The organism is Rossellomorea sp. NPDC071047, from assembly GCF_050270195.1.
Taxonomy (GTDB): domain Bacteria; phylum Bacillota; class Bacilli; order Bacillales; family Bacillaceae_B; genus Rossellomorea.
In genome coordinates this window covers 1-20,816 of sequence record NZ_JBNNJT010000014.1, presented here as the reverse complement: position 1 = coordinate 20,816, position 20,816 = coordinate 1, and the positions used below count along the sequence as shown (strand labels likewise).

Here is a 20,816-nt window from a genome sequence, read left to right as displayed (position 1 = left end):
AAACTCTCCGATAAAAGTTTGAATAGCTCTTTAAAAATAAATCTAGAATTAACGTTGACGTATTGTCTTGTTTTGTTCAGTTTTCAAGGTTCAATATAACATCGGGCTCTCTTGAGCACCTCTTAAATATAACATTTTTCGTGATAAAGCGTCAAGCTTTTTTTGAAATTTGTTTTCCGTGTCGTTTTGGCGACAAGGAATATAATAGCACCTTCTACTATTAAGAGTCAATAGTATTTTACACCTTTTACACTTTAATTTCAGATGTTTTTTCTGCTTCATCCTTTTTTGAAAGGTGATCACTACATAATATAAAAGAACAGCACCTTACCCAAACTTAAGGACAGGTACTGTCTACGCAAGGGTCACTCTGACAATTGTATATACTTGAACGCTCTTTTAGGATATATTCCGTCAATGAAAGCTAGATCCCATAAGAATGCATGCTCTTTTTTTCCAAAGCACCCCGTGATAACCATTTCCACATCTACTTTTTCATGGGGGATGCTTTTTGTGAAATACGAATAATGAGAATGCAAGTCCAGGAGAACCACGCCTTCATCAATGATCCTGGTCACTTCGAACACTCCATAAGCGGTTTCATCAAACTCTTCCATTCTTTTATCCAAACACTCTATTTCATTCATATATTCCCAGTCAGGGAGATGTAACCCCGGATAATTTTTTAAGAATAGCTCTGAGAATAGGTCTTCATATTTCTTTAATGTCGGTGAAGCCTGGGAAATGTAGGGATCTACCACTTCCAGAAACGTTGTATCGTTTCTTTTGTCGAGCCACCGGACAAACTTTCTCAGCTGCATGAGGAATTGTTCTGTGTAGTTTTTCTTGGGGACGAATTTCATGGTATGAGGGAGATAGGCAAAGATCAGTTCTTCCCAGAAGGACGGTGGACACTCTTTCCACGAAGGGGGACACTCATCTTCTAAATGATCCGTCATATAGTGGGCGAATGCGGTGAGGAAATCATTGCGTTTTTTATTGGCCATTTGTTCACGTTTATAATCTATGAGGTCAATTCCATAGTACTCTATTAATCCACGTGACCGCAGATTGAATTCTCTGCCAATCTTGAATTTTTCCAGCATTTCGAGATGCTCGTCCGGATGATTGAATTCTTGTAACCAGACTCTAATGTGAGGACTTTCATGTAGTAGTCTACTTTTCACTATTAAAACCACCAGCTTTCTAGTTTTTCTGTTAAATTGGAAAATGAAACAGGAAGGAAGGAGAGGGATTATCCATATTATACCAACCCCTACTGGTAATGAAAAGTTTTATTACCTTTATATTTGTAAAATTTATTGCATAAACCAATAAAGGAATTTCAGAATGTTAATAGAAGAGTACTAGAGAAAGAGTTTGTTATGAAGGGAGAATATAAAATGAACGAAGTCACTCGTGCCATTCAGGATGATTATCCAGATGATTTTGCGTGGTGTTATGGCTGCGGCCGACTCAATAAGGAAGGTCATCATTTTCGTACCGGATTGGAAGATGGTCACACGGTCACGATTTACACACCTAAACCGGAACACACTGCATTGCCAGGATTCGTGTATGGCGGGTTGATTGCTTCCTTAATCGATTGCCACGGAACTGGTTCAGCTGCGATTGCTCTTCATAGAAAGAACGGTGGTGAAATTGGTGGTGGGCAAGAGCCTCCACGTTTTGTAACTGCTTCCTTACAAGTGGATTTTATGAAACCCACGCCTCATCACGTTCCGTTAAAAGCGGTGGGCACAGTCCATGAAGTTCATCCTAAGAAATTCAGGGTGGAAACGGAAGTGTTTGCAGAGGGAAAACTGTGTGCACGGGGTGAAGTAATAGCGGTGGTGATGCCAAAAACGTTTTTAAGTGAATAGTAGAAGATCAGCAAGTGACTTTCCTTCAACCAGGAAGGAAGGTCACTACAATGATACAAAATTAATCTGGGTTGTTACCCGTCTTGCCAAATAACTCATATGTCCTCATTAACCTCGAAGCCGCTTCTTCCAATAAAGCACTTCCGTTTGTCATGGCCTCCGTTAATGTCATAGGTTCATTAACTATTGGAAGAAGTAACTGTATACCTTCAGCATATAGAAGTTCCAAGTCTCCTTCAATTACCCCTGCAAACACCGCCACTGGTATCCCGTACTTTGCAGCTATTCTCCCGATGCCTACAGGTACTTTTCCATAAAGGGATTGAACATCCACCTTCCCTTCTCCAGTCAAAACGAGTGTCGCGTCCTTCAAGTGATCCTCCAGGCTGCTCTCTGTTGCGATTATACTAAAACCACTCTTGAATACTGGTCGAAAAAAGGAAAGTAGGGAAAAGCCCAGCCCTCCGGCAGCTCCACTTCCTTGATCAAGCCTGAAATCCAGTCCCGTATGTTCAACCACCTTTTCAGCGAAATGCTCCATCCCTCCTTCAAAGTGTGCAAGTGTTTCAACTGTGACACCTTTTTGAGGTCCAAACACAGTTACAGCCCCTTCATCCCCCAAAAGATGGTTCGTTACGTCTGAAGCGACTGTCCACTTAATTCGCATAAGCCTTTGATCCAATTGAGTAGAATCAATGGATTGAATTTCTCCAAGCATGTTCCCTCCCCCTTCAAGCACATCGCCCTGTTTATTGAAGAAACGGATGCCTAATGCCTGAAGAAAACCTGCCCCTCCATCAACAGTGGCACTCCCTCCCAGCCCGAGGATGATGTTTTCTGCTCCAAGATCTAAAACGGTTTTCACAAGCTCTCCGGTCCCGAAAGTAGAAGCTACTCCCGGGTTCAACTCACTTTCTTTTAACAAGGTAAGCCCTGAAGCAGCTGCCGTTTCAATAACCGCTGTCTTTGTTTCAGGTACCCAGCCAAAAGCTGCTGAAATTGTACGACCCAGGGGATCTCTCACTTGAGCAGAGCTTGTTTCCCCATCCATGATACTCATCATGGCATCGACCGTACCTTCACCACCATCAGCCATTGGGATGATGACTGTTTCGCATAAAGGATTAATCTGATGAATCCCTCTCCGTATTGCTTCAGCCGCTGCGATACTTGTCATGGAACCTTTAAAGGAATCGGGTGCAATGACGATTTTCATTGTTCTTCCCCCTGTTCTCTTTCTATGTAAAAAAGCAGCCAAGATCCAAGTTAGAAAAAATCCCACCTGGTGCTTCGACTGCCTTTTTCTTGCTATAGTATGGTTATAAGATCCACAACTGAATGACGGTCAATCCCACCACTCCCGGAATACCTAATATTCCAGAAACAGATGAGGTCGCCAGATTAATAGGAACGTGGATTCCGTACTGACTGCCAAAGGCGTTCAGGAAAAATAAAAAGAGCGCTCCGATCATGACCTTCATGGCAACTTGTCCCACAAACCGAAGTGGCTTGATGGGTGTGCCTGTGGCCAATAGAAGTACAATCAGTCCGCTGATCACCGCAATGACGATAACTGGGCTCATACCCTTCTCTCCTCTCAACATAGAACATAAATAGTCTCTTATTGAAAGGATATGAGGGTTGTCTACCTTTTTATGACGATCTTTCTATGTTTTGCTTCTCTAAAGAGAAAAAAATATTTAGCTTCTGCTATTTTCGAGTGACAGTGGATGTTCAGATTATAATCCACACTCATCTCATCGATGGAGCGTTGCTGATTCCAATGATCCTTGGTTTCGTCTAAAACGTGAAGTAAGGATTGGTCATACTCTTTTTTCAGCTTTCCTTTTTTCCGGAAAAACATAGGTATCCTCTCCTTTGTTAAACGTCTCTTCTTCCCTCAAGGGCTTTCGATAGCGTTACTTCATCTGCATACTCAAGATCTCCACCGACAGGAAGCCCATGAGCAATCCTTGTGATTCGGATACCTGATGGTTTGACTAGCCGTGAGATATACATCGCTGTCGCTTCACCTTCTATATTGGGGTTAGTAGCCAGGATGACTTCCTGGACCTCGTCACCGTGAAGACGCTTTATCAGATCCGGAACATTGATGTCCTCGGGTCCAATCCCGTCCATAGGGGAGATGGCACCGTGGAGCACATGGTATTGTCCGTTATATTCTTTCATCTTCTCCATCGCAATGACATCTTTGGGATCTTGAACCACACAGATGATGCTGCGGTCCCGTCTTTGATCCTCACAAATATAGCATGGGTCCTGATCTGTAATATGACCGCAAACAGAACAGTAACTTAAATTACGTTTCGCATTGACCAAAGCTTTCGCAAAATCCAATACAGTATCTTCTTTCATGCTAAGAACAAAAAAAGCCAGTCGGGCCGCAGTTTTCGGCCCGATTCCCGGCAGTTTCATAAAGCTGTCGATCAGCTTCGATATAGGCTCAGGATAATGCATCGTATTGCCTCCTAGAACATTCCCGGTAGGTTCATTCCTTTAGTGAATTGACCCATAGTTGAGTTCGTTAATTCGTCTGCTTTCTTCAGTGCATCGTTTGTCGCTGCAAGGACTAAATCTTGTAACATTTCTACATCATCCGGATCTACAGCTTCTTCGTTGATCTTTACATCAATAACTTGCTTGTGACCAGAAACGATAACAGTCACCATTCCGCCGCCTGCTGTTCCTTCGATTTGCTTTTCCCCTAATTCTTCTTGAGCTTCCGCCATTTTCTTTTGCATCTTTTGCATTTGCTTCATCATATTTTGCATATTACCATTTCCACGCATCATATCATTACCTCCATTTAATTTTTTCCATATTAATCGTTTAATTCTATTAAATCCATACCGACAAGCTTTTCAGCTTCCTTCAAGAGGGATTCTTCACCTTGATCCTCGCCTGATGGTTCTCCATCTTCTGTTTTCGAGTTTCGGATAAAGTCTTCTCTTATGGACATCCACTGATCTTCAGGAATTCCAATCGCTACATAGGTGTTTCCTGTAAGCTCTTCCAGTATGGAAGCAATCGCTGAAGTGAAAGCTTGATTCTCCATTGCCATCTGACAATGAATATCGTATTTAAATTTTAACACAAATGAGCCGTTTGTAGCTGCTACAGGTTCAGCATCATTTAACAATGCTGATTGTGAGCGCATTTGACGCTGGTTCAATGTTTCGACCATATCTCCCCAGCGGCTCTTGATCAGATTAAGATCTTCTTTCGTCGCCGTACGGAGTACTTCCTGGATTTTCCCGGTAGGAGCCCGGAAGCCTTTCTTTGCCCTGATCGGTTTTTTCGCCGGTTGTGAAGCCGGCTCTGCTTGAACCTTGACTCCATTCGCCTTCAGCTGTTCGATCTCTTTTTCAAGGAATTTGATCTTTTTCATCATCTCGCTCACTTCGGGAGAAGAAGCAGATGCAGGTGCTTCCATTTGACAAAGCTTCACAATGGAAACCTCCAGGTAGATCCGGGCATGATTCGTGAACTTCATTTCCTGACCCGCCTGATTCAAGACATCGATATATTGGTAAATCTGCTGAGGCTGAGTTTGACCTGCCAGTTCTTTAAAATCATCGTCGAGCATGACGCGTTCCAGTGATTCTTCAAGATTTGGAGCAGTCTGGTATAACAGCATATCCCTGAAATAAAGAATAAAGTCCTCTGCGAACCTCGCCGGGTCCTTTCCTTGGAATAGCAATTCTTCCAAGGCACCTAATCCACTTGTGACATCTCTTTCCAGAATCGCTTTTGCCAATGTATTTAAATATCCTTGAGAAACAGCCCCTGTTACAGTCAAAGCATCGTCTACGGTTACCTGGTCCTGACTAAAGGAGATGGCCTGATCCAGAAGGCTAAGGGCATCACGCATCCCGCCTTCTGCAGCCCGTGCAATGATCGTAAGGGCATTTTCTTCAAAGTTCACACCTGACTCTGTGGCAATATGACTCATCCGTCCCACAATATCCCTGGCTGTAATCCGTTTGAAATCAAAGCGCTGACAGCGTGAGATGATCGTAAGGGGAATCTTGTGAGGCTCTGTAGTCGCAAGAATAAAGATGACATGCTTAGGTGGTTCCTCTAACGTTTTCAGTAAAGCATTAAAGGCACCGATAGACAGCATATGAACTTCATCTATGATGTAGACTTTATACTCGACTACGTTTGGAGAATATTTGACTTTATCCCGGATATCCCGGATCTCTTCCACACCGTTATTGGAAGCAGCATCGATTTCGATGACATCGGGAATCGAACCATCAGTAATCCCTTTGCATGCATCACACTCATTACACGGTTCCGCTATCGGAGACCGCTCACAGTTAACTGCTTTCGCTAGGATCTTCGCTGCACTCGTCTTACCTGTTCCCCTTGGTCCCGAGAATAAATAGGCATGTGAAATCTTCTGATGAAGGAGGGCATTTTGCAACGTTTTCGTTACATGCTGCTGTCCAACTACATCAATAAATGACTGAGGACGCCACACACGATATAAAGCTTGATATGCCAAAATACTCCCCCCTCTTGTTTATGTACTATAGTGTCTATTATAACGTAATCTAAATCCCTTTTACAAAGAAAACCGGAGATCAATTTAGGTTGAACCTTAAACCTTTATACAAACAAAAAACTCACCCAATGAAGGATGAGTTGTTGTATATAAATTAAACTGCCGTGCACCTTTCGTCGACAAGCATCCATAGGCGTTACTCAAGCAGTTAGCTCGGCCCAGGCAACCCTGCGGCACATGGGAGCTTCCACTTAATGCTGCTTCCTTCCGGACCTGACATGGTTCATGGATTCCCATTGCGCAGGACCCAGGCGTCAACACCACTTACTTGAGGCAGCCCTACAGAGTGCCAGCCTCGGAAAGGAATTCGGTCTCGCTAGAGCGGATTGCGAGTACAGGGCACCGCTACCTCCCCACCTAGCACGGCAAAATTGATACCATATTTAGTTGCGTCATAAGTGCGACGCAAGATTAAGTATACTAGGATTTACGGTAAAAAGCAATGATGGAATACTGTAAGTTATTTACAGACCCAAAGTCCTATTTTTCTTCTCGAATTTCTTCCGCTCTCGCAAGTCTTTAAAAAAACGGGAAAGGATTCCACCGCACTCCTCCGAAAGGATTTCAGGGACTACTTCACATTGGTGATTAAATCGATCATCTTCCAGTAGATTCATTAACGTTCCGGCACAACCTGCTTTAGGATCCTTTGCTCCATATATGACTTTCTCAATTCTCGAAAGGATGATCGCTCCACTGCACATCGGACACGGTTCAAGGGTGACATAAAGCTCCGCTCCCTCAAGCCGCCATGTGCCAAGTTTTTCACATGCCTCTTGGATGGCCAGTGTCTCGGCATGGGTGATGGCATTTTGACTCGTTTCTCTCAGGTTATGAGCACGGGCAATGATTTCATCCCCCATGACAATGACCGCTCCGATCGGAACTTCCTGAATCGCTGCCGCTTTTTCTGCTTCCTGTAATGCTTCCATCATAAATCGTTCTTCTCTTATACCCATTATATACTCCCGTAAATTTATTTCTCTTTTCTTTATAAAATATCCCCATTCACTCCAAACTATAAAAGAAAGGGGCATTCAATATGATACCTAACGAAACAGCACTTCTTATTATCGACATTATGAACCCGTTCGACTTTGAGCATGGAAATGTATTAGCTCGCCATACCCGCAAAATTGTTGAACCCATCAACACATTACGTCATTATTGTACCAAACATCAGCATCCTATCATTTATATTAACGACCATTATGAGTTATGGAAAGCAGATTACAAAGAGATTTACCAGAAATGTCATAATGATGTGAGTGATAGTATCATGACTCCGCTCCAGCCGACGGATAAAGATTTTTTTCTTATTAAACCAAAGCATTCCGCTTTTTACGGCACTGCGTTAAATACACTTTTGCACCATTTGTCTGTAAAAAACCTTATCATTACGGGTATCGCCGGAAACATCTGTGTACTTTTTACAGCAAACGATGCCTATATGAGAGAGTTTAATCTTATTGTGCCCAAAAATGCCATTGCATCTGTCAGTGATGAAGACAATCACTATGCGTTGACGATGATGAAAAATGTATTAAAAGCAAAGATAGATTCCACCGATAGGATAGTATAAATTTTGTTTTGCAGAACATATCGATGCCTTCCATTTCATAAGTTGATTATAGTGAATGAAATATAGGAGGGTCTGTGTATGCAAATTCATGTTGTCCAACCGAACCAATCGTTATTTGGTATCGCTCAAGCGTATGGATCAACAGTTAAGGATATAGTAGATGCCAATGAACTGCCGAACCCTGATAACCTTGTGGTCGGCCAATCACTGGTTATCCCTATTATAGGAAGCTTTTATTTTGTTCAACCTGGAGACAGCCTTTGGGCAATCAGTCAGAAAACAGGAGTACCCTATCAGGAATTGGCAAGAGTGAATGGAATATCCCCCAATCAACCATTACAGGTGGGGTTTCGTTTATACATTCCACAGAAGCCTAAAGGAAATGCGGAGTTTAACGCATATGTAGAGCCTTACGGAAAAGAAGTGGCCCAAAATCTTGAAGATAGTGCCAGGGAAGCCGTACCTTTTCTTACGTATCTTGCTCCATTCAGCTTTCAAGCTAAACGTGATGGCACCCTTCAAGAACCACCTCTCGGGAATCTGATTCAAACAGGGAAAGACAATAATAATGTCATGATGATGGCCATCACCAACCAAGAGGAAGGAACATTCAGCGATGAACTGGGACGTATCCTGCTGACCGACCAGGCGATCCAGGATAAATTCCTCAATAATGTAGTCCAAACAGCGAAAAAATACGGGTTCAGAGACATTCACTTCGACTTTGAATATTTACGTCCACAGGACAAAGAAGCCTACAACCAATTTTTACGAAAAGCAAAACAGCGTTTTAATCAAGAAGGTTGGCTGCTCTCAACCGCCCTGGCTCCCAAGACAAGTGCCGACCAAAAAGGTAAATGGTATGAAGCCCATGATTATAAGGCTCACGGTGAAATTGTCGACTTTGTCGTGATCATGACCTATGAGTGGGGATATAGTGGGGGTCCCGCCATGGCCGTTTCCCCTATCGGACCTGTCCGTGAAGTGCTTGAATACGCCATTTCAGAAATGCCTCCATCCAAGATTCTCATGGGGCAAAATTTATATGGATATGACTGGACCCTCCCATTTGTACAGGGGAGTACAGCAAAAGCCATCAGTCCTCAACAGGCAATCAAGATAGCCGCGGATAACAACGTACCGATTCAGTATGATCAAAAAGCACAGGCTCCTTTCTTTAAATACCGTGACGGGAGTACAGGTAAGGATCATGAAGTGTGGTTTGAAGACGCACGGAGCATCCAGGCAAAATTCGACCTCATGAAAGAGCTGAAACTAAGAGGGATGAGCTACTGGAAACTGGGCCTTCCCTTCCCGCAAAACTGGCTGTTACTTTCTGACAATTTCAATGTCGTAAAAAGATAATAAATAGAAGCTGATGGATAGGTAAATCTATAAACACCTATCCATCAGCTTTTTATGTGTGTTCCCTTAAAGAATTGACAGGTGACAGTCGATATAGTGAACATAGCGTAATTTCCGAACCCGGGAAATAACCTGAACAAACCATCCATATATTGTGTTACAATAATTCCTGTCGTAATTTTTTATTTTTACATTTTTATTAGAGAAAAAGATTGCCGTAATATGAGGAGGACAATTAATGGGGCGCATTCCTTTCATTACCGTCGAAGGCCCGATTGGAATAGGAAAAACCTCTCTGGCAAAAGCGATTTCAGAGCATTTCCATTTTCACTTACTGAAAGAAATCGTGGATGAAAACCCGTTCTTAGACAAATTTTATGATGACATTGAAGAGTGGAGCTTTCAAACAGAGATGTTTTTCTTATGCAATCGTTATAAACAGCTAGAGGATATCGAAAAACACTACCTATCTCAAAACAAATCTGTTGTAGCAGATTATCATATTCTTAAAAACATCATCTTTGCTAAACGTACTTTAAAGGATGAACAACAGTTCAAAAAGTATCTTAATATCTATGACATTCTAACGTCGGACATGCCGAGGCCAAATGTCGTGATTTATTTGAACGCAAGCCTCGATACGCTATTAAAGCGCATTGAAAAAAGAGGAAGAGACTTCGAAAAGAAAATCAGCCCTCTTTATCTTAAGCAGCTATCACTGGACTATGAAGAATATATGAATACATTTGAAAAAACTCACCCTGACATTCCTGTTCTTCGCTACAATGGCGACCACGTAGACTTCGTTCAAAATAAAGAGGACCTGAAACACATTCTTACACAGTTAGAGACTACACTTAAAAAAGGAGTTCACTATCATGAATCTTCGCACTAAATACGGGATCCCGAATAATGCCGTGATCACCATTGCCGGAACAGTCGGTGTCGGGAAATCCACTATGACAAACGGCTTGGCCACAGCACTCGGCTTCCGGACGTCTTTTGAAAAAGTTGATACCAATCCGTATCTCGATAAATTTTATCAGGACTTTAAGAGCTGGAGCTTCCATCTTCAAGTATACTTCTTGGCGGAACGCTTCAAAGAACAAAAGAAAATCTTTGAATACGGCGGCGGCTTCATTCAAGATCGTTCCATCTATGAAGATACAGGCATCTTCGCCCGCATGCATTATGAAAAAGGGAATATGAGCGAGATCGATTATGAAACGTATACAAGTCTTTTCGATGCCATGGTCATGACACCATACTTCCCTCACCCTGATCTTCTGATTTACCTTGAAGGATCCATTGATAATGTCGTTGATCGCATCCGTGAGCGCGGCCGCCCGATGGAACAACAAACACCTGTTGCCTACTGGGAAGAAATGCACGAGCGTTATGAAAACTGGATCAACTCCTTTAACGCTTGTCCTGTCCTTAGACTCGACATCAGCGAATACGACCTGGTGAACGATCAAAACTCAATCGAACCAATCGTTGAAAGAATCGGGTATTTCATTGAACAGACGAGAATGTTGAAGAGCTAAACGAAAAGCGGAGGCACCTTGGTCAGGCACGTCTTATGACCTCGAGGGACTAGGCGTCGGAGCTGGATCAGAATAAAACATTATAAAAAAAGACTACTCAGCGGCAATGTTGAGTAGTCTTTTTTGTATTTAAGAATCTTCACTCAACCAATCCACCCGTTTATTTCCAACCTAAAAGAGGTATATGTACAAACAAACAGAAATATAAGGAGTTGAATTAATCATGGAATCGAAACAAACGTATTTTGTGGATATCAGCAGTGGGGACATCTTGCAGGACCCGAATCAAAATGCCAGTCCCAGCTTTCGCATTTTTGCCACCCCGACAGAAGTAAACGAACTGAAAATGCTGTTCAATGATAACTATGATGATGACATGTCGACTATGAGACGGGCTCAGGTCCCGTTCCGTCAATATCATAATTCACCGGAAGACAGTCAATATGATCAATCCATGAGGGATATCTATTCGAAGATTTACTTGCTTGGAGATGAAGAAGCACGCCTTCATATCACTAAGATAGGCGTACTGGAACATACAACGGACGACCATTTAAGAGAAGATATCAAAAACCTTAAGTAAATCGGACTGAGTCGATCGGCATATCCATAAAACAAAAAAATTCGTTACATAAAATGTAACGAATTCTATCTCCAATGTTTATGCGCTATGGTTATAAAAAAATCAATGGAGGAGGAAGGGGGATTCGAACCCCCGCGGGCTGTTACACCCCTGTCGGTTTTCAAGACCGATCCCTTCAGCCGGACTTGGGTATTCCTCCGTATCGACAAGAATTATAATAACATGGTGTACAAATGGAGTCAAGCATATTTCTAAAAAAAATTAAAAGGTGCCACACGCTGAATTCGTGAGGCACCTTTTCAATGTCGTCCAGCTGGGCTGATATTATTTAATGACTTCCGCTCCACCCATATACGGACGAAGAGCTTCCGGAACGATGACAGATCCATCTTCTTGCTGGTAGTTTTCCAATATGGCGGCAACAGTACGTCCGATTGCTAAACCAGATCCATTCAGCGTATGCACATGTTCAGGTTTTCCCTTAGCTTCTCTTCTGAAACGAATGTTCGCTCGTCTTGCCTGGAAGCCTTCAAAGTTACTGCAAGAAGAAATCTCACGGTAAGTTCCGTAGCTTGGAATCCAGACTTCAATGTCATATTTCTTGGCGGCCGTGAAGCCTAAATCCGCGGTACACATAGATAACACACGGTATGGTAAGCCCAGTAACTGAAGGACTTTCTCAGCATGTCCAGTCAGCTTCTCAAGCTCATCATAAGAGTCTTCAGGTTTCACAAAGCGAACAAGCTCTACTTTGTTAAATTGGTGCTGACGGATCAGACCACGTGTATCACGGCCGGCAGATCCTGCTTCAGAACGGAAGTTAGCACTGTACGCCACATAGCTTACGGGTAATTCTTCTCCATTCATGATCTCATCGCGGTGATAGTTCGTTACAGGCACTTCTGCTGTAGGAACCAGGAAATAATCCTCGCTTTCGATTCTGAACGCATCTTCCTCAAACTTAGGAAGTTGACCTGTTCCTGTCATACTCGCTCGATTCACCAGGAATGGAGGGATCATTTCTGTATACCCATGCTCATCCATGTGGAGATCCATCATGAAGTTAATCAACGCTCTTTCAAGTCTTGCTCCTAACCCTTTATAGAAAACAAAACGGCTTCCGGTCACTTTGCCGGCACGTTCGAAATCCAAGATCCCAAGTCCTGTTGCAATGTCCCAGTGAGGCTGTGCCTCGAAATCAAACTCACGTATCTCTCCCCATTTGCGGGCCTCTACATTATCATCCTCTGTTTCACCAACCGGTACCGTTTCATGTGGAATGTTAGGAATGGAAAGCAGCATACGCTCTAACTCCTCTTCAACTCCTCGTAATTCATCATCGAGCTTTTTAACCATGGCCCCAACTTCACGCATTTCAACGATCATGTCCTGAGCATCCTTTTTCTCTTTCTTCAGCTCTGCTATCTGCTGGGATACGTCATTACGTTTGCTCTTTAATTCTTCACTTTCTACAAGCAGCTCTCTTCTTCTCTTATCAAGCTCTTCGAATTTGCCGAAATCCTCCAGATTCTCACCACGGTGCTGAAGGCGTGCTTTCACATCTTCCAGATTATTACGTAAGTACTTAATGTCTAACATGAGATTCTCTCCTTTTTTATAAAAAAATAAAAAACCCCCATCCCTGGTAAAAGGGACGGAGGTTTCCGCGTTGCCACCCTAATTGAAGACGCTAAGCATCTTCCTCTTAAGAGATGGTAACGGAATCACCGAAAATACCTACTTCATTCAGTACTTCACTCAAGGATGGATTCATAAAGCTCTTGCGTCGATTCTCACCGGCCATCGACTCTCTTAAGCAAGCCTTCTTTACTACTATTTCCTGTCAACGATTTTGTTTTTTATTGGTTATTTCATAATCTACTACAATGTTTTCCATTTTGCAATAGAATTATGCGATTGTTTTTTCCATGCTTTCTTTCACCATCTCAACGAAGAAAGAAGTCAAGCGGTGATCATCCGTTAACTCAGGATGGAAAGAACAACCGAGGAATTGCCCGTGGCGTGCAAGGACAATCCGTTCATTATGCTTAGCCAGGATTTCAACATCTTCTCCGGCTTCCACGATATGCGGAGCACGGATGAAGACGGCATTGAACCCTTCTCCAATATGAGCAATCGAAAGATCTGCTTCAAAACTTTCTTTCTGACGCCCAAAGGAATTACGTTCCACTGTTACGTCCATCACACCAAGATGAGGTTCGTCGTAGCCTACAATGTGCTTCGCTAAAAGGATCAATCCTGCACATGTTCCAAAGATCGGCTTCCCGGCTGCCGCAAATTGTCTTAACGGCTCCATAAACCCATATCGATCGATCAGCCTTCTCATGGTGGTACTTTCCCCACCAGGCATGATCAGGCCATGAATCTCTTCCAGCTGCTCCACACGCTTAATGACGACGGCCTTGGCACCAGAAGCTTCGATTGAACGAACATGCTCCCTGACGGCACCTTGAAGTCCTAATACACCGATGTTCAACATAGAATCACACCTTACCATCCACGATCTTGCATACGGTTTTCAGGTAAAATAGAAGAAATTTCTACTCCCTTCATTGCTACACCAAGCTCTTTAGATAGCTCTGCGATCAACTTGTAATCTTGATAGTGAGTTGTCGCTTCTACGATCGCTTTTGCAAATTTCTCAGGGTTCTCTGATTTGAAGATACCAGAACCTACGAAGACTCCGTCAGCCCCTAATTCCATCATAAGAGCCGCATCAGCTGGTGTTGCAATTCCGCCTGCAGCAAAGTTTACAACAGGTAAACGTCCGTTTTCTTTAATTTCTAACAATAATTCATATGGAGCTCCCAAAAGTTTAGCTTCTGTCATGATTTCATCTTCGTTCATGCTTACAAGCTTGCGAACCTGGGCATTCACTTTACGCATATGACGAACCGCTTCAACGATGTTACCAGTTCCCGGCTCACCTTTTGTACGTAACATGGACGCGCCTTCACCAATACGGCGGGCAGCTTCACCTAAATCACGGCAACCACATACGAATGGTACAGTGAAATCTCTTTTATTTAAATGGTACTCTTCATCAGCAGGAGTCAATACTTCACTCTCATCAAGATAATCAACACCCATTGATTCAAGGACTCTTGCCTCTACAATATGACCGATACGTGCTTTTGCCATTACAGGGATCGACACAGCCCCCATAACTTCTTCAATAATACGGGGATCTGCCATTCTTGCTACCCCACCTGCAGCCCGGATGTCTGCTGGAACTCGTTCTAAAGCCATTACTGCCACTGCACCCGCAGCTTCAGCAACTTTTGCCTGTTCTGCATTGACAACGTCCATGATAACGCCGCCTTTTTGCATTTCAGCCATACCTCTTTTAACACGATCTGTACCAGTATTCATATCTATATCCCCCTTATATTTATCCCATGCCTGTCCCATTTCCACCCAAAAAAGGAAGAAAACGTGACTAAAACAATCGGAATGATTATGTAACCCTACTGCTAAATAAACAATAAAAACAAGCTTATGTCAAGACGAAAAGCGGAAGCGGCTTGCTCAGGCCCGACAAGCATAAGATGAATTGACCGGAAAGGCGTTCTTTGCCTTTTTGGTCGATTTAGCTTATGACCTCGAGGGCCTAGCCGCTGGAGCTGGACAAGACGAAAAACGGAAGGGCTTTGCCCAGAGGCGACAAGCATAAGACGAACATGCCGGAAAGGCGTTCTTTGCCTTTTTGGCATGTTTGGCTTATGACCTCGAGCCTCTAAGCCCTGGAGTTAGACATCTCGAAAAGCGGAAGCGGCTTGCTCAGGCCCGACAAGGATTTCATGGTAATTTCTGAGACGCTCTCACCATGCCTATAAAAAAACACCAAGACTTGTCCTATCATAAAAGTCTTGGTGCTGATTTAATCATTTAACCTCAGGGCTTATTAGAACCAGCCTTTAACCGTTGATGTCACCGAGTTCCAGATGTCACCGAAGAAGCCGCCTACAGCTCTCATTGAAAGGACAAACCAGTTTGCTTTTTCAACACCATCAACAGCTACAACAGATGCTTTCGAGGCATTTGTCCCTTTATCAGTAAGGTACCCCAAATCTTTCTTATCCTTAGATTCCAACGTGACATACCCAACTTTTTCTCCTTTTTTAACAGGAGCTGTCAGTTCACTGTCATCGTTCAACTTTTTCTTATCTAACACAAATTTCGGTTTGTATTGATCTTCTTCACCGTTTTTTATTACCATGCTCAACGGGGAATCTGTTTTGATTTGAACTTCTTTTTCTTTCCCTTTTTCAACCGGTAGTGTCTTTTGACCTTTTACTTGATAGTCAGCAGGGAGTACTTCCTCTATTGAATAATTATTGAATGCAAAATCCATCATTTTTCTTGTTTCACTAAAGCGGGCATCATAAGAGTTTTCACCTGGTGCGACTTCTACATTCATCACTACTGTAATGTATCTCATGCCATCTCTTTCGGCAGTACCTGTGAAACATGCTCCTGCAAAATCAGTTGTCCCTGTTTTAAGTCCATCCATACCCTCATATTCACGAATGAGACTCGGCAGCATATAGTTCCAGTTTTCCATTGGTACTTCGTCTTCAGTACCTTCTGCAAACACCTTTTTGGGAATGCTGGAAGTTTCTAATACTTCCGGAAAGTCTTTCAACATACGATAAGCTAATGTAGCCGTATCTTTAGCTGACATCACATTTTCTTCTTCAGGGCCACCCACTACCTGATCAACATAAGGAGCTAAGTCCCGATTATTCAAACCTGAAGAATTGACAAATTTATAGTTTTTTAATCCAAGTTCTTTGGCCTTTGCGTTCATTTTTTTTACGAAGTTTGCTTCTGACCCAGCCACTATTTCAGCTATGGCCATAGTTGCTGCGTTAGCAGATTCAATCGCCATTGCTTCATATAGATCTTTTAGTACATACGTTCCTTCTTCTCTCAATGGAACATTACTTAAGCCATCATTATGGGACATATTTGATACTTTCGTCGGTACCGTATACTTCTGGTCCCATTTCACTTTACCTTCTTCAATTGCTTCAAGTAACAAGTACTCTGTCATCATTTTCGTCATACTTGCAATGCCTTGAGCATTTTCTGAGTTCTTTTCATAAAGAATTTTACCCGTGCTTGCTTCTACTAGAATCGCAGCTTTTGCGTTAACGTCCAAGTCTCCCTGAGCATTTGCAGGTCTCCCTACGATACCCATTGCCATCATAAAAACCATCATACAAACAAAAGATTTTTGAATCCAACTTCTTTTCACTGTTAGCCCTCCAAGATTTTATGTACACCTTCGTTATTTTATCATAGTTCGAAAGGTAAGAATAGACAGAGAATATGACTAGTTTCGGCATGGGTCAAGGGACTTGCGACCTCTGATAAAAGGCGGTAAATATCCTTTTAATCTAAATAAAAAAATGCTGATCAGGAGTATCTGATCAGCATTTGGAATTATTTTCTTATAATGAATAATTTGGTGCTTCTTTCGTGATTTGCACATCATGAGGATGACTTTCACGAAGTCCGGCACCCGTCATTTTAATGAACTGTGCCTGCTCTCTCAACTCATATAAATCCTTCGTTCCACAGTATCCCATGCCTGAACGTAAGCCTCCGACTAACTGATACAGTGTATCAGCTAAAGGTCCTTTGTAAGGTATGCGTCCTTCAATGCCTTCTGGAACAAACTTTTTATTTTCTTCCTGGAAATAGCGGTCCTTAGATCCTTTTTCCATGGAGCTGACGGATCCCATACCTCTATATACTTTGAATCGGCGTCCCTGGAAGATTTCCGTTTCGCCTGGGCTTTCAGATGTACCTGCAAGTAAGCTTCCTAACATAACGGCATGCCCACCTGCTGCAAGGGCTTTTACGATATCACCTGAATACTTGATGCCGCCATCAGCAATGATGCTCTTTCCGTGCTTTCTTGCTTCTGTCGCACAATCATATACAGCGGTAATTTGTGGAACACCTACACCTGCAACAACACGGGTCGTGCAGATTGAACCAGGTCCAATCCCCACTTTGACAACATCAGCACCCGCTTCAATTAATTCACGTGTCGCTTCAGCCGTTGCCACATTACCGGCTACAATATTTAACGTTGGATAAGCTTCGCGGATTTCACGAACAATAGAAAGAACTCCTGCTGAATGACCATGAGCCGTATCGATTACAATGACATCCACATGTGCTTTCACTAAATGTTCAACACGAGTCAGCGTATCTTTCGAAATACCAACAGCTGCTCCAACTAATAAGCGTCCTTGATCGTCTTTGGCAGAGTTAGGGAACTCAATGACTTTTTCGATATCTTTAATCGTAATCAAGCCCTTAAGTGTACCTTCTTGATCAATCAGAGGAAGCTTCTCAATTTTATACTGCTGAAGAATTTTTTCCGCTTCTTCTAGGGTAGTCCCAACAGGAGCTGTCACGAGATTTTCCTTCGTCATGACATCCGAGATTTGAATGGAGTAATCCTGGATGAAACGAAGATCACGATTCGTTAAAATACCGACAAGCTTCTGCTCTTGTTCGTTGTTCACAATCGGAACACCGGAAATTCTATATTTGCCCATCAAGTGTTCTGCAGAAAAGACTTGATGATCCGGAGTTAAAAAGAATGGATCAGAGATAACTCCACTTTCGGAACGTTTTACTTTATCTACCTGCTCAGCCTGCTGTTCAATACTCATATTCTTGTGGATGATACCCAGTCCACCTGTTCGAGCCATTGCTATTGCCATTTCAGCTTCTGTTACAGTATCCATCCCTGCACTGATCACAGGAACATTCAATTTTATTGAATCTGTTAACTCAACAGAGATGTTTACATCCTTTGGTAATACCTCTGATTTGGCTGGTAATAATAAGACATCATCAAACGTTAAACCTTCTTTAGCAAATTTAGAATCCCACATGTTTTCGGCCTCCCTAGTCCCAAAATATTATTAGTAGGTTATCAATTGGTTAAAATACTGTCAAGAAGAATAGGATTAATTTAATTTTTCAGAATAATTAGAAGGTGATCATTTGAACGAAATACATCAGCAATGGGACTTCATCCACTATTTTCAGTCTGCAGAATACTCCCAGAAGTTTCTAAAAAAATGTTATGAAAAGTTAGGGGCTTCTCATGCTGAAATGAAAAGCTATGATAACTGCTATCCATTCATGTACTACTTGGAGCAAGGAGAACTTTATTACAGACAAGCCATGCAATCTCCTATATCACTTAAGCCCATTTTGCTTTTCTATGGATTTATTCACTTTATCAAAGCCATTGTTTTAACGGAGGATCCCCTATATCCAGAAACAACCACGGTCCTGGCCCATGGGATCACCTCCCGGAAAAGAAAAAAGCAGCAGTACCGCTTTTTACAAGATGAAGTAAAGGTACAGAAAAATGGACTGTTTTCACACTTCTCCAACCTTGTGTTTCACGTGAAACATATCGTGGGGGAAAAATACAAGATGGAAGATTTACTCATACAAATTCCTGAGCTTGAAGATGCATTTCGAACTTTGCTCAATAAGAAAACCATGTTCTGGTTTAACCATCAACAAGAGCTGATCATTGATGAGTCAATTCTTTCCCATTTTCATATGTCAGAAAGTTTGTTCAAACAATATCTGAATGAAAAGGTAACTAAGAATTTCATTTGGATTTCGGACAATACGTTACAATCACTACATGTTAGGGAGCAACTTCCCGTTAGATGGCACTTGGACAAAAACAGATTAGCCCTTCCCGGCATTCGGAATGAAGCCACCACAATACCTGAGGTACTCATCCATTATGCTATATTATATAACCTGAGCATGATTGCCCGATACGAAACAGAATGGTGGGTGGAACTATTAAAAAACCGAACCAATGAAGACTATCCCATCATCCATACTTTCATTAATGTAACAACAAAAAAAGCACCGTATCTTTTACTAAAATTACTTCAGGATAAAATGTAGTAGAAAGAGGAAGGATGACGGACTCCCTATCCTCTTTCCCTATTCTGCTTGAAGTAACTCCTTAATATCATCCTCAATTTTACGAGGTGTTGTTTGCGGAGAATAACGATCAAATACCTCTCCATTTTTCCCAACTAAAAATTTAGTGAAGTTCCACTTAATATTTGAAAGAAGGACACCCTTTTTCTCTTTCGTTAAAAAAGTAAACAGAGGATGAGCTTCTTTCCCTTTCACATCGACTTTCGCAAACATCGGAAAAGATACCCCGTAGTTCACCTGACAAAACTCCATGATCTCATCCTGATCATCAAATTCCTGGTTCATGAACTGATCACATGGAAATCCAAGTACAACAAGTCCTTCATCCTTATACTCTTCATACAGGCCCTGCAGCTCCTCAAATTGAGGTGTAAAGCCGCACTTACTGGCAGTGTTCACGATTAGCATCACTTTCCCTTGGTACTCTTCTAGGGACGTCACAGATCCATTCGCTTTTTTTACGGTGAAATCATAAATTGTCGTCATGTTCATCTCTCCTTGTATATACTCTTATATAAATAATACTTTAGAGAGTTGGTGGATAGCAATTTTGAGCATGTGATGGTGGCGGTATGTGGTTGATTGAGATGCAGTGGGTAGGTGAGTTGATGGTTGTCAGGTTGTAGGACGTCGGATATCATAAAGGATTATTAAATTGAATAGTTATAGAAATAGAATTTAGATACAAATAATTAAGGATGATTTGGAGTAACATTGCATTTGCTGGACACCAGGAAAAATTTCGAGGATATCGTGTTCCTCAAAATGAAGATTTGTATGTATTAAGTACTAATAAATGTTCCTATCTATCTCAAAAATTTTCTTTGTGTTAACGAAAGCTATTTTAGGGAGGTAGATATCAATATTTTCATAGAAATAGAGGCCGTTAAGCTTGAAGTTGTATGCTAATTGCGTCGTATTGACCGTTTATTGCGTCGATTTTTCATTATATGCGTCATTCTTAACTGTTTATGCGTCTATTACCAATTACCACCTAAATTCACATAACGAACGATTTCCAATTGACTCAGATTAACTTTTCCCCAAGCCACTGTTTTAATAATTGAAGCGAACTCCACTTCCACAATACTTCTCAAAAATAAAAGCACAAAAAAAGCAGCCCCTAAGAGCTACTCTTTTTTACATTTGCCTGGCGACGTCCTACTCTCACAGGGGGAGATCCCCCAACTACCATCGGCGCTGAAGAGCTTAACTTCCGTGTTCGGCATGGGAACGG

General features: G+C 42.1%; 21 protein-coding genes, 1 tRNA gene, 1 rRNA gene, 1 other RNA gene and 1 other annotated feature. Of the genes, 7 read left to right on the top strand and 17 right to left on the bottom strand.

Annotation, left to right across the window (positions count from 1 at the left end):
- Window positions 1-365: 365 nt before the first annotated feature.
- Window positions 366-1,187, bottom strand: a complete 822-nt coding sequence (locus tag ACQKFO_RS23425; protein ID WP_427601459.1) for a hypothetical protein — start codon at window positions 1,185-1,187, stop codon at window positions 366-368.
- Between the two features lie 216 nt (window positions 1,188-1,403).
- On the opposite strand from ACQKFO_RS23425, the gene ACQKFO_RS23420 reads away from it, so the two are divergent.
- Complete coding sequence (locus ACQKFO_RS23420) at window positions 1,404-1,883, top strand: PaaI family thioesterase (protein ID WP_427601458.1); 480 nt, start codon at window positions 1,404-1,406, stop codon at window positions 1,881-1,883.
- A gap of 61 nt (window positions 1,884-1,944) precedes the next feature.
- On the opposite strand, the gene ACQKFO_RS23415 is transcribed toward ACQKFO_RS23420, so the two are convergent.
- The 8 genes from ACQKFO_RS23415 to tadA all read right to left on the bottom strand — a co-directional run bounded on the left by ACQKFO_RS23415 (window position 1,945) and on the right by tadA (window position 7,433).
- Window positions 1,945-3,099 carry a glycerate kinase gene (locus tag ACQKFO_RS23415; RefSeq protein ID WP_427601456.1) on the bottom strand — a complete coding sequence of 385 codons (1,155 nt, stop codon included), beginning with the start codon at window positions 3,097-3,099 and terminating at the stop codon, window positions 1,945-1,947.
- A 103-nt stretch (window positions 3,100-3,202) separates the two neighbouring features.
- On the bottom strand, window positions 3,203-3,466 hold the full coding sequence (locus ACQKFO_RS23410; protein WP_427601454.1) for a pro-sigmaK processing inhibitor BofA family protein: 264 nt from the start codon (window positions 3,464-3,466) through the stop codon (window positions 3,203-3,205).
- Window positions 3,467-3,528: 62 nt separating this feature from the next.
- Window positions 3,529-3,747 carry a YaaL family protein gene (locus ACQKFO_RS23405; protein ID WP_044340677.1) on the bottom strand — a complete coding sequence of 73 codons (219 nt, stop codon included), beginning with the start codon at window positions 3,745-3,747 and terminating at the stop codon, window positions 3,529-3,531.
- 17 nt (window positions 3,748-3,764) lie between these two features.
- Complete coding sequence (gene recR, locus ACQKFO_RS23400; protein ID WP_044340678.1) at window positions 3,765-4,361, bottom strand: recombination mediator RecR; 597 nt, start codon at window positions 4,359-4,361, stop codon at window positions 3,765-3,767.
- 11 nt (window positions 4,362-4,372) lie between these two features.
- On the bottom strand, window positions 4,373-4,696 hold the full coding sequence (locus tag ACQKFO_RS23395) for a YbaB/EbfC family nucleoid-associated protein (RefSeq protein ID WP_172655813.1): 324 nt from the start codon (window positions 4,694-4,696) through the stop codon (window positions 4,373-4,375).
- Window positions 4,697-4,725: 29 nt separating this feature from the next.
- Entirely contained in the window at window positions 4,726-6,414 is a 1,689-nt protein-coding gene (gene dnaX / locus ACQKFO_RS23390; protein WP_427601451.1) for a DNA polymerase III subunit gamma/tau, read from the bottom strand.
- Between the two features lie 162 nt (window positions 6,415-6,576).
- Window positions 6,577-6,840, bottom strand: an RNA gene (ffs, locus tag ACQKFO_RS23385) — signal recognition particle sRNA large type.
- Between the two features lie 98 nt (window positions 6,841-6,938).
- On the bottom strand, window positions 6,939-7,433 hold the full coding sequence (gene tadA, locus ACQKFO_RS23380; protein ID WP_427601449.1) for a tRNA adenosine(34) deaminase TadA: 495 nt from the start codon (window positions 7,431-7,433) through the stop codon (window positions 6,939-6,941).
- Between the two features lie 83 nt (window positions 7,434-7,516).
- Here tadA and ACQKFO_RS23375 point away from each other — a divergent pair, with 83 nt between their 5' ends.
- The 5 genes from ACQKFO_RS23375 (at window position 7,517) to ACQKFO_RS23355 (ending at window position 11,551) form a co-directional block, all read left to right on the top strand.
- Window positions 7,517-8,056 carry an isochorismatase family cysteine hydrolase gene (locus tag ACQKFO_RS23375; protein ID WP_427601447.1) on the top strand — a complete coding sequence of 180 codons (540 nt, stop codon included), beginning with the start codon at window positions 7,517-7,519 and terminating at the stop codon, window positions 8,054-8,056.
- Window positions 8,057-8,134: 78 nt separating this feature from the next.
- Window positions 8,135-9,421, top strand: coding sequence for a glycosyl hydrolase family 18 protein (locus ACQKFO_RS23370; protein ID WP_427601446.1), 1,287 nt, complete (start codon window positions 8,135-8,137; stop codon window positions 9,419-9,421).
- Window positions 9,422-9,659: 238 nt separating this feature from the next.
- A complete protein-coding gene (locus ACQKFO_RS23365; RefSeq protein ID WP_427601444.1) occupies window positions 9,660-10,316 on the top strand; it encodes a deoxynucleoside kinase in 657 nt (218 codons plus the stop codon).
- Window positions 10,300-10,968, top strand: a complete 669-nt coding sequence (locus ACQKFO_RS23360) for a deoxynucleoside kinase (protein WP_148996634.1) — start codon at window positions 10,300-10,302, stop codon at window positions 10,966-10,968. Before ACQKFO_RS23365 ends, ACQKFO_RS23360 begins: the two co-directional genes overlap by 17 nt.
- Window positions 10,969-11,191: 223 nt before the next feature.
- Entirely contained in the window at window positions 11,192-11,551 is a 360-nt protein-coding gene (locus ACQKFO_RS23355) for a hydrolase (protein ID WP_427601442.1), read from the top strand.
- 106 nt (window positions 11,552-11,657) lie between these two features.
- Here ACQKFO_RS23355 and ACQKFO_RS23350 read toward each other — a convergent pair.
- The 6 genes from ACQKFO_RS23350 to guaB all read right to left on the bottom strand — a co-directional run bounded on the left by ACQKFO_RS23350 (window position 11,658) and on the right by guaB (window position 18,492).
- Window positions 11,658-11,750: transfer RNA gene (locus ACQKFO_RS23350), tRNA-Ser, on the bottom strand.
- Window positions 11,751-11,875: 125 nt separating this feature from the next.
- Window positions 11,876-13,150, bottom strand: a complete 1,275-nt coding sequence (gene serS / locus ACQKFO_RS23345) for a serine--tRNA ligase (protein ID WP_148971414.1) — start codon at window positions 13,148-13,150, stop codon at window positions 11,876-11,878.
- A gap of 48 nt (window positions 13,151-13,198) precedes the next feature.
- Window positions 13,199-13,407: a binding site (T-box leader), on the bottom strand.
- Window positions 13,408-13,460: 53 nt separating this feature from the next.
- Window positions 13,461-14,051, bottom strand: a complete 591-nt coding sequence (gene pdxT / locus ACQKFO_RS23340; protein ID WP_427601440.1) for a pyridoxal 5'-phosphate synthase glutaminase subunit PdxT — start codon at window positions 14,049-14,051, stop codon at window positions 13,461-13,463.
- Between the two features lie 11 nt (window positions 14,052-14,062).
- Window positions 14,063-14,944, bottom strand: a complete 882-nt coding sequence (gene pdxS, locus ACQKFO_RS23335; protein ID WP_148996631.1) for a pyridoxal 5'-phosphate synthase lyase subunit PdxS — start codon at window positions 14,942-14,944, stop codon at window positions 14,063-14,065.
- Window positions 14,945-15,476: 532 nt separating this feature from the next.
- On the bottom strand, window positions 15,477-16,796 hold the full coding sequence (locus ACQKFO_RS23330) for a serine hydrolase (RefSeq protein WP_427601461.1): 1,320 nt from the start codon (window positions 16,794-16,796) through the stop codon (window positions 15,477-15,479).
- Window positions 16,797-17,028: 232 nt separating this feature from the next.
- Entirely contained in the window at window positions 17,029-18,492 is a 1,464-nt protein-coding gene (gene guaB / locus ACQKFO_RS23325; protein ID WP_113971529.1) for an IMP dehydrogenase, read from the bottom strand.
- Between the two features lie 112 nt (window positions 18,493-18,604).
- On the opposite strand from guaB, the gene ACQKFO_RS23320 reads away from it, so the two are divergent.
- Window positions 18,605-19,540 (top strand): YaaC family protein, encoded by a 936-nt coding sequence (locus ACQKFO_RS23320; RefSeq protein WP_427601437.1) that lies wholly within the window; start codon window positions 18,605-18,607, stop codon window positions 19,538-19,540.
- A 39-nt stretch (window positions 19,541-19,579) separates the two neighbouring features.
- Here the strand turns inward: ACQKFO_RS23320 and ACQKFO_RS23315 are convergent, their stop codons facing one another.
- On the bottom strand, window positions 19,580-20,065 hold the full coding sequence (locus ACQKFO_RS23315; RefSeq protein WP_427601435.1) for a glutathione peroxidase: 486 nt from the start codon (window positions 20,063-20,065) through the stop codon (window positions 19,580-19,582).
- Window positions 20,066-20,727: 662 nt separating this feature from the next.
- Window positions 20,728-20,816: ribosomal RNA gene (gene rrf, locus ACQKFO_RS23310) — 5S ribosomal RNA — on the bottom strand; the annotation flags it as partial.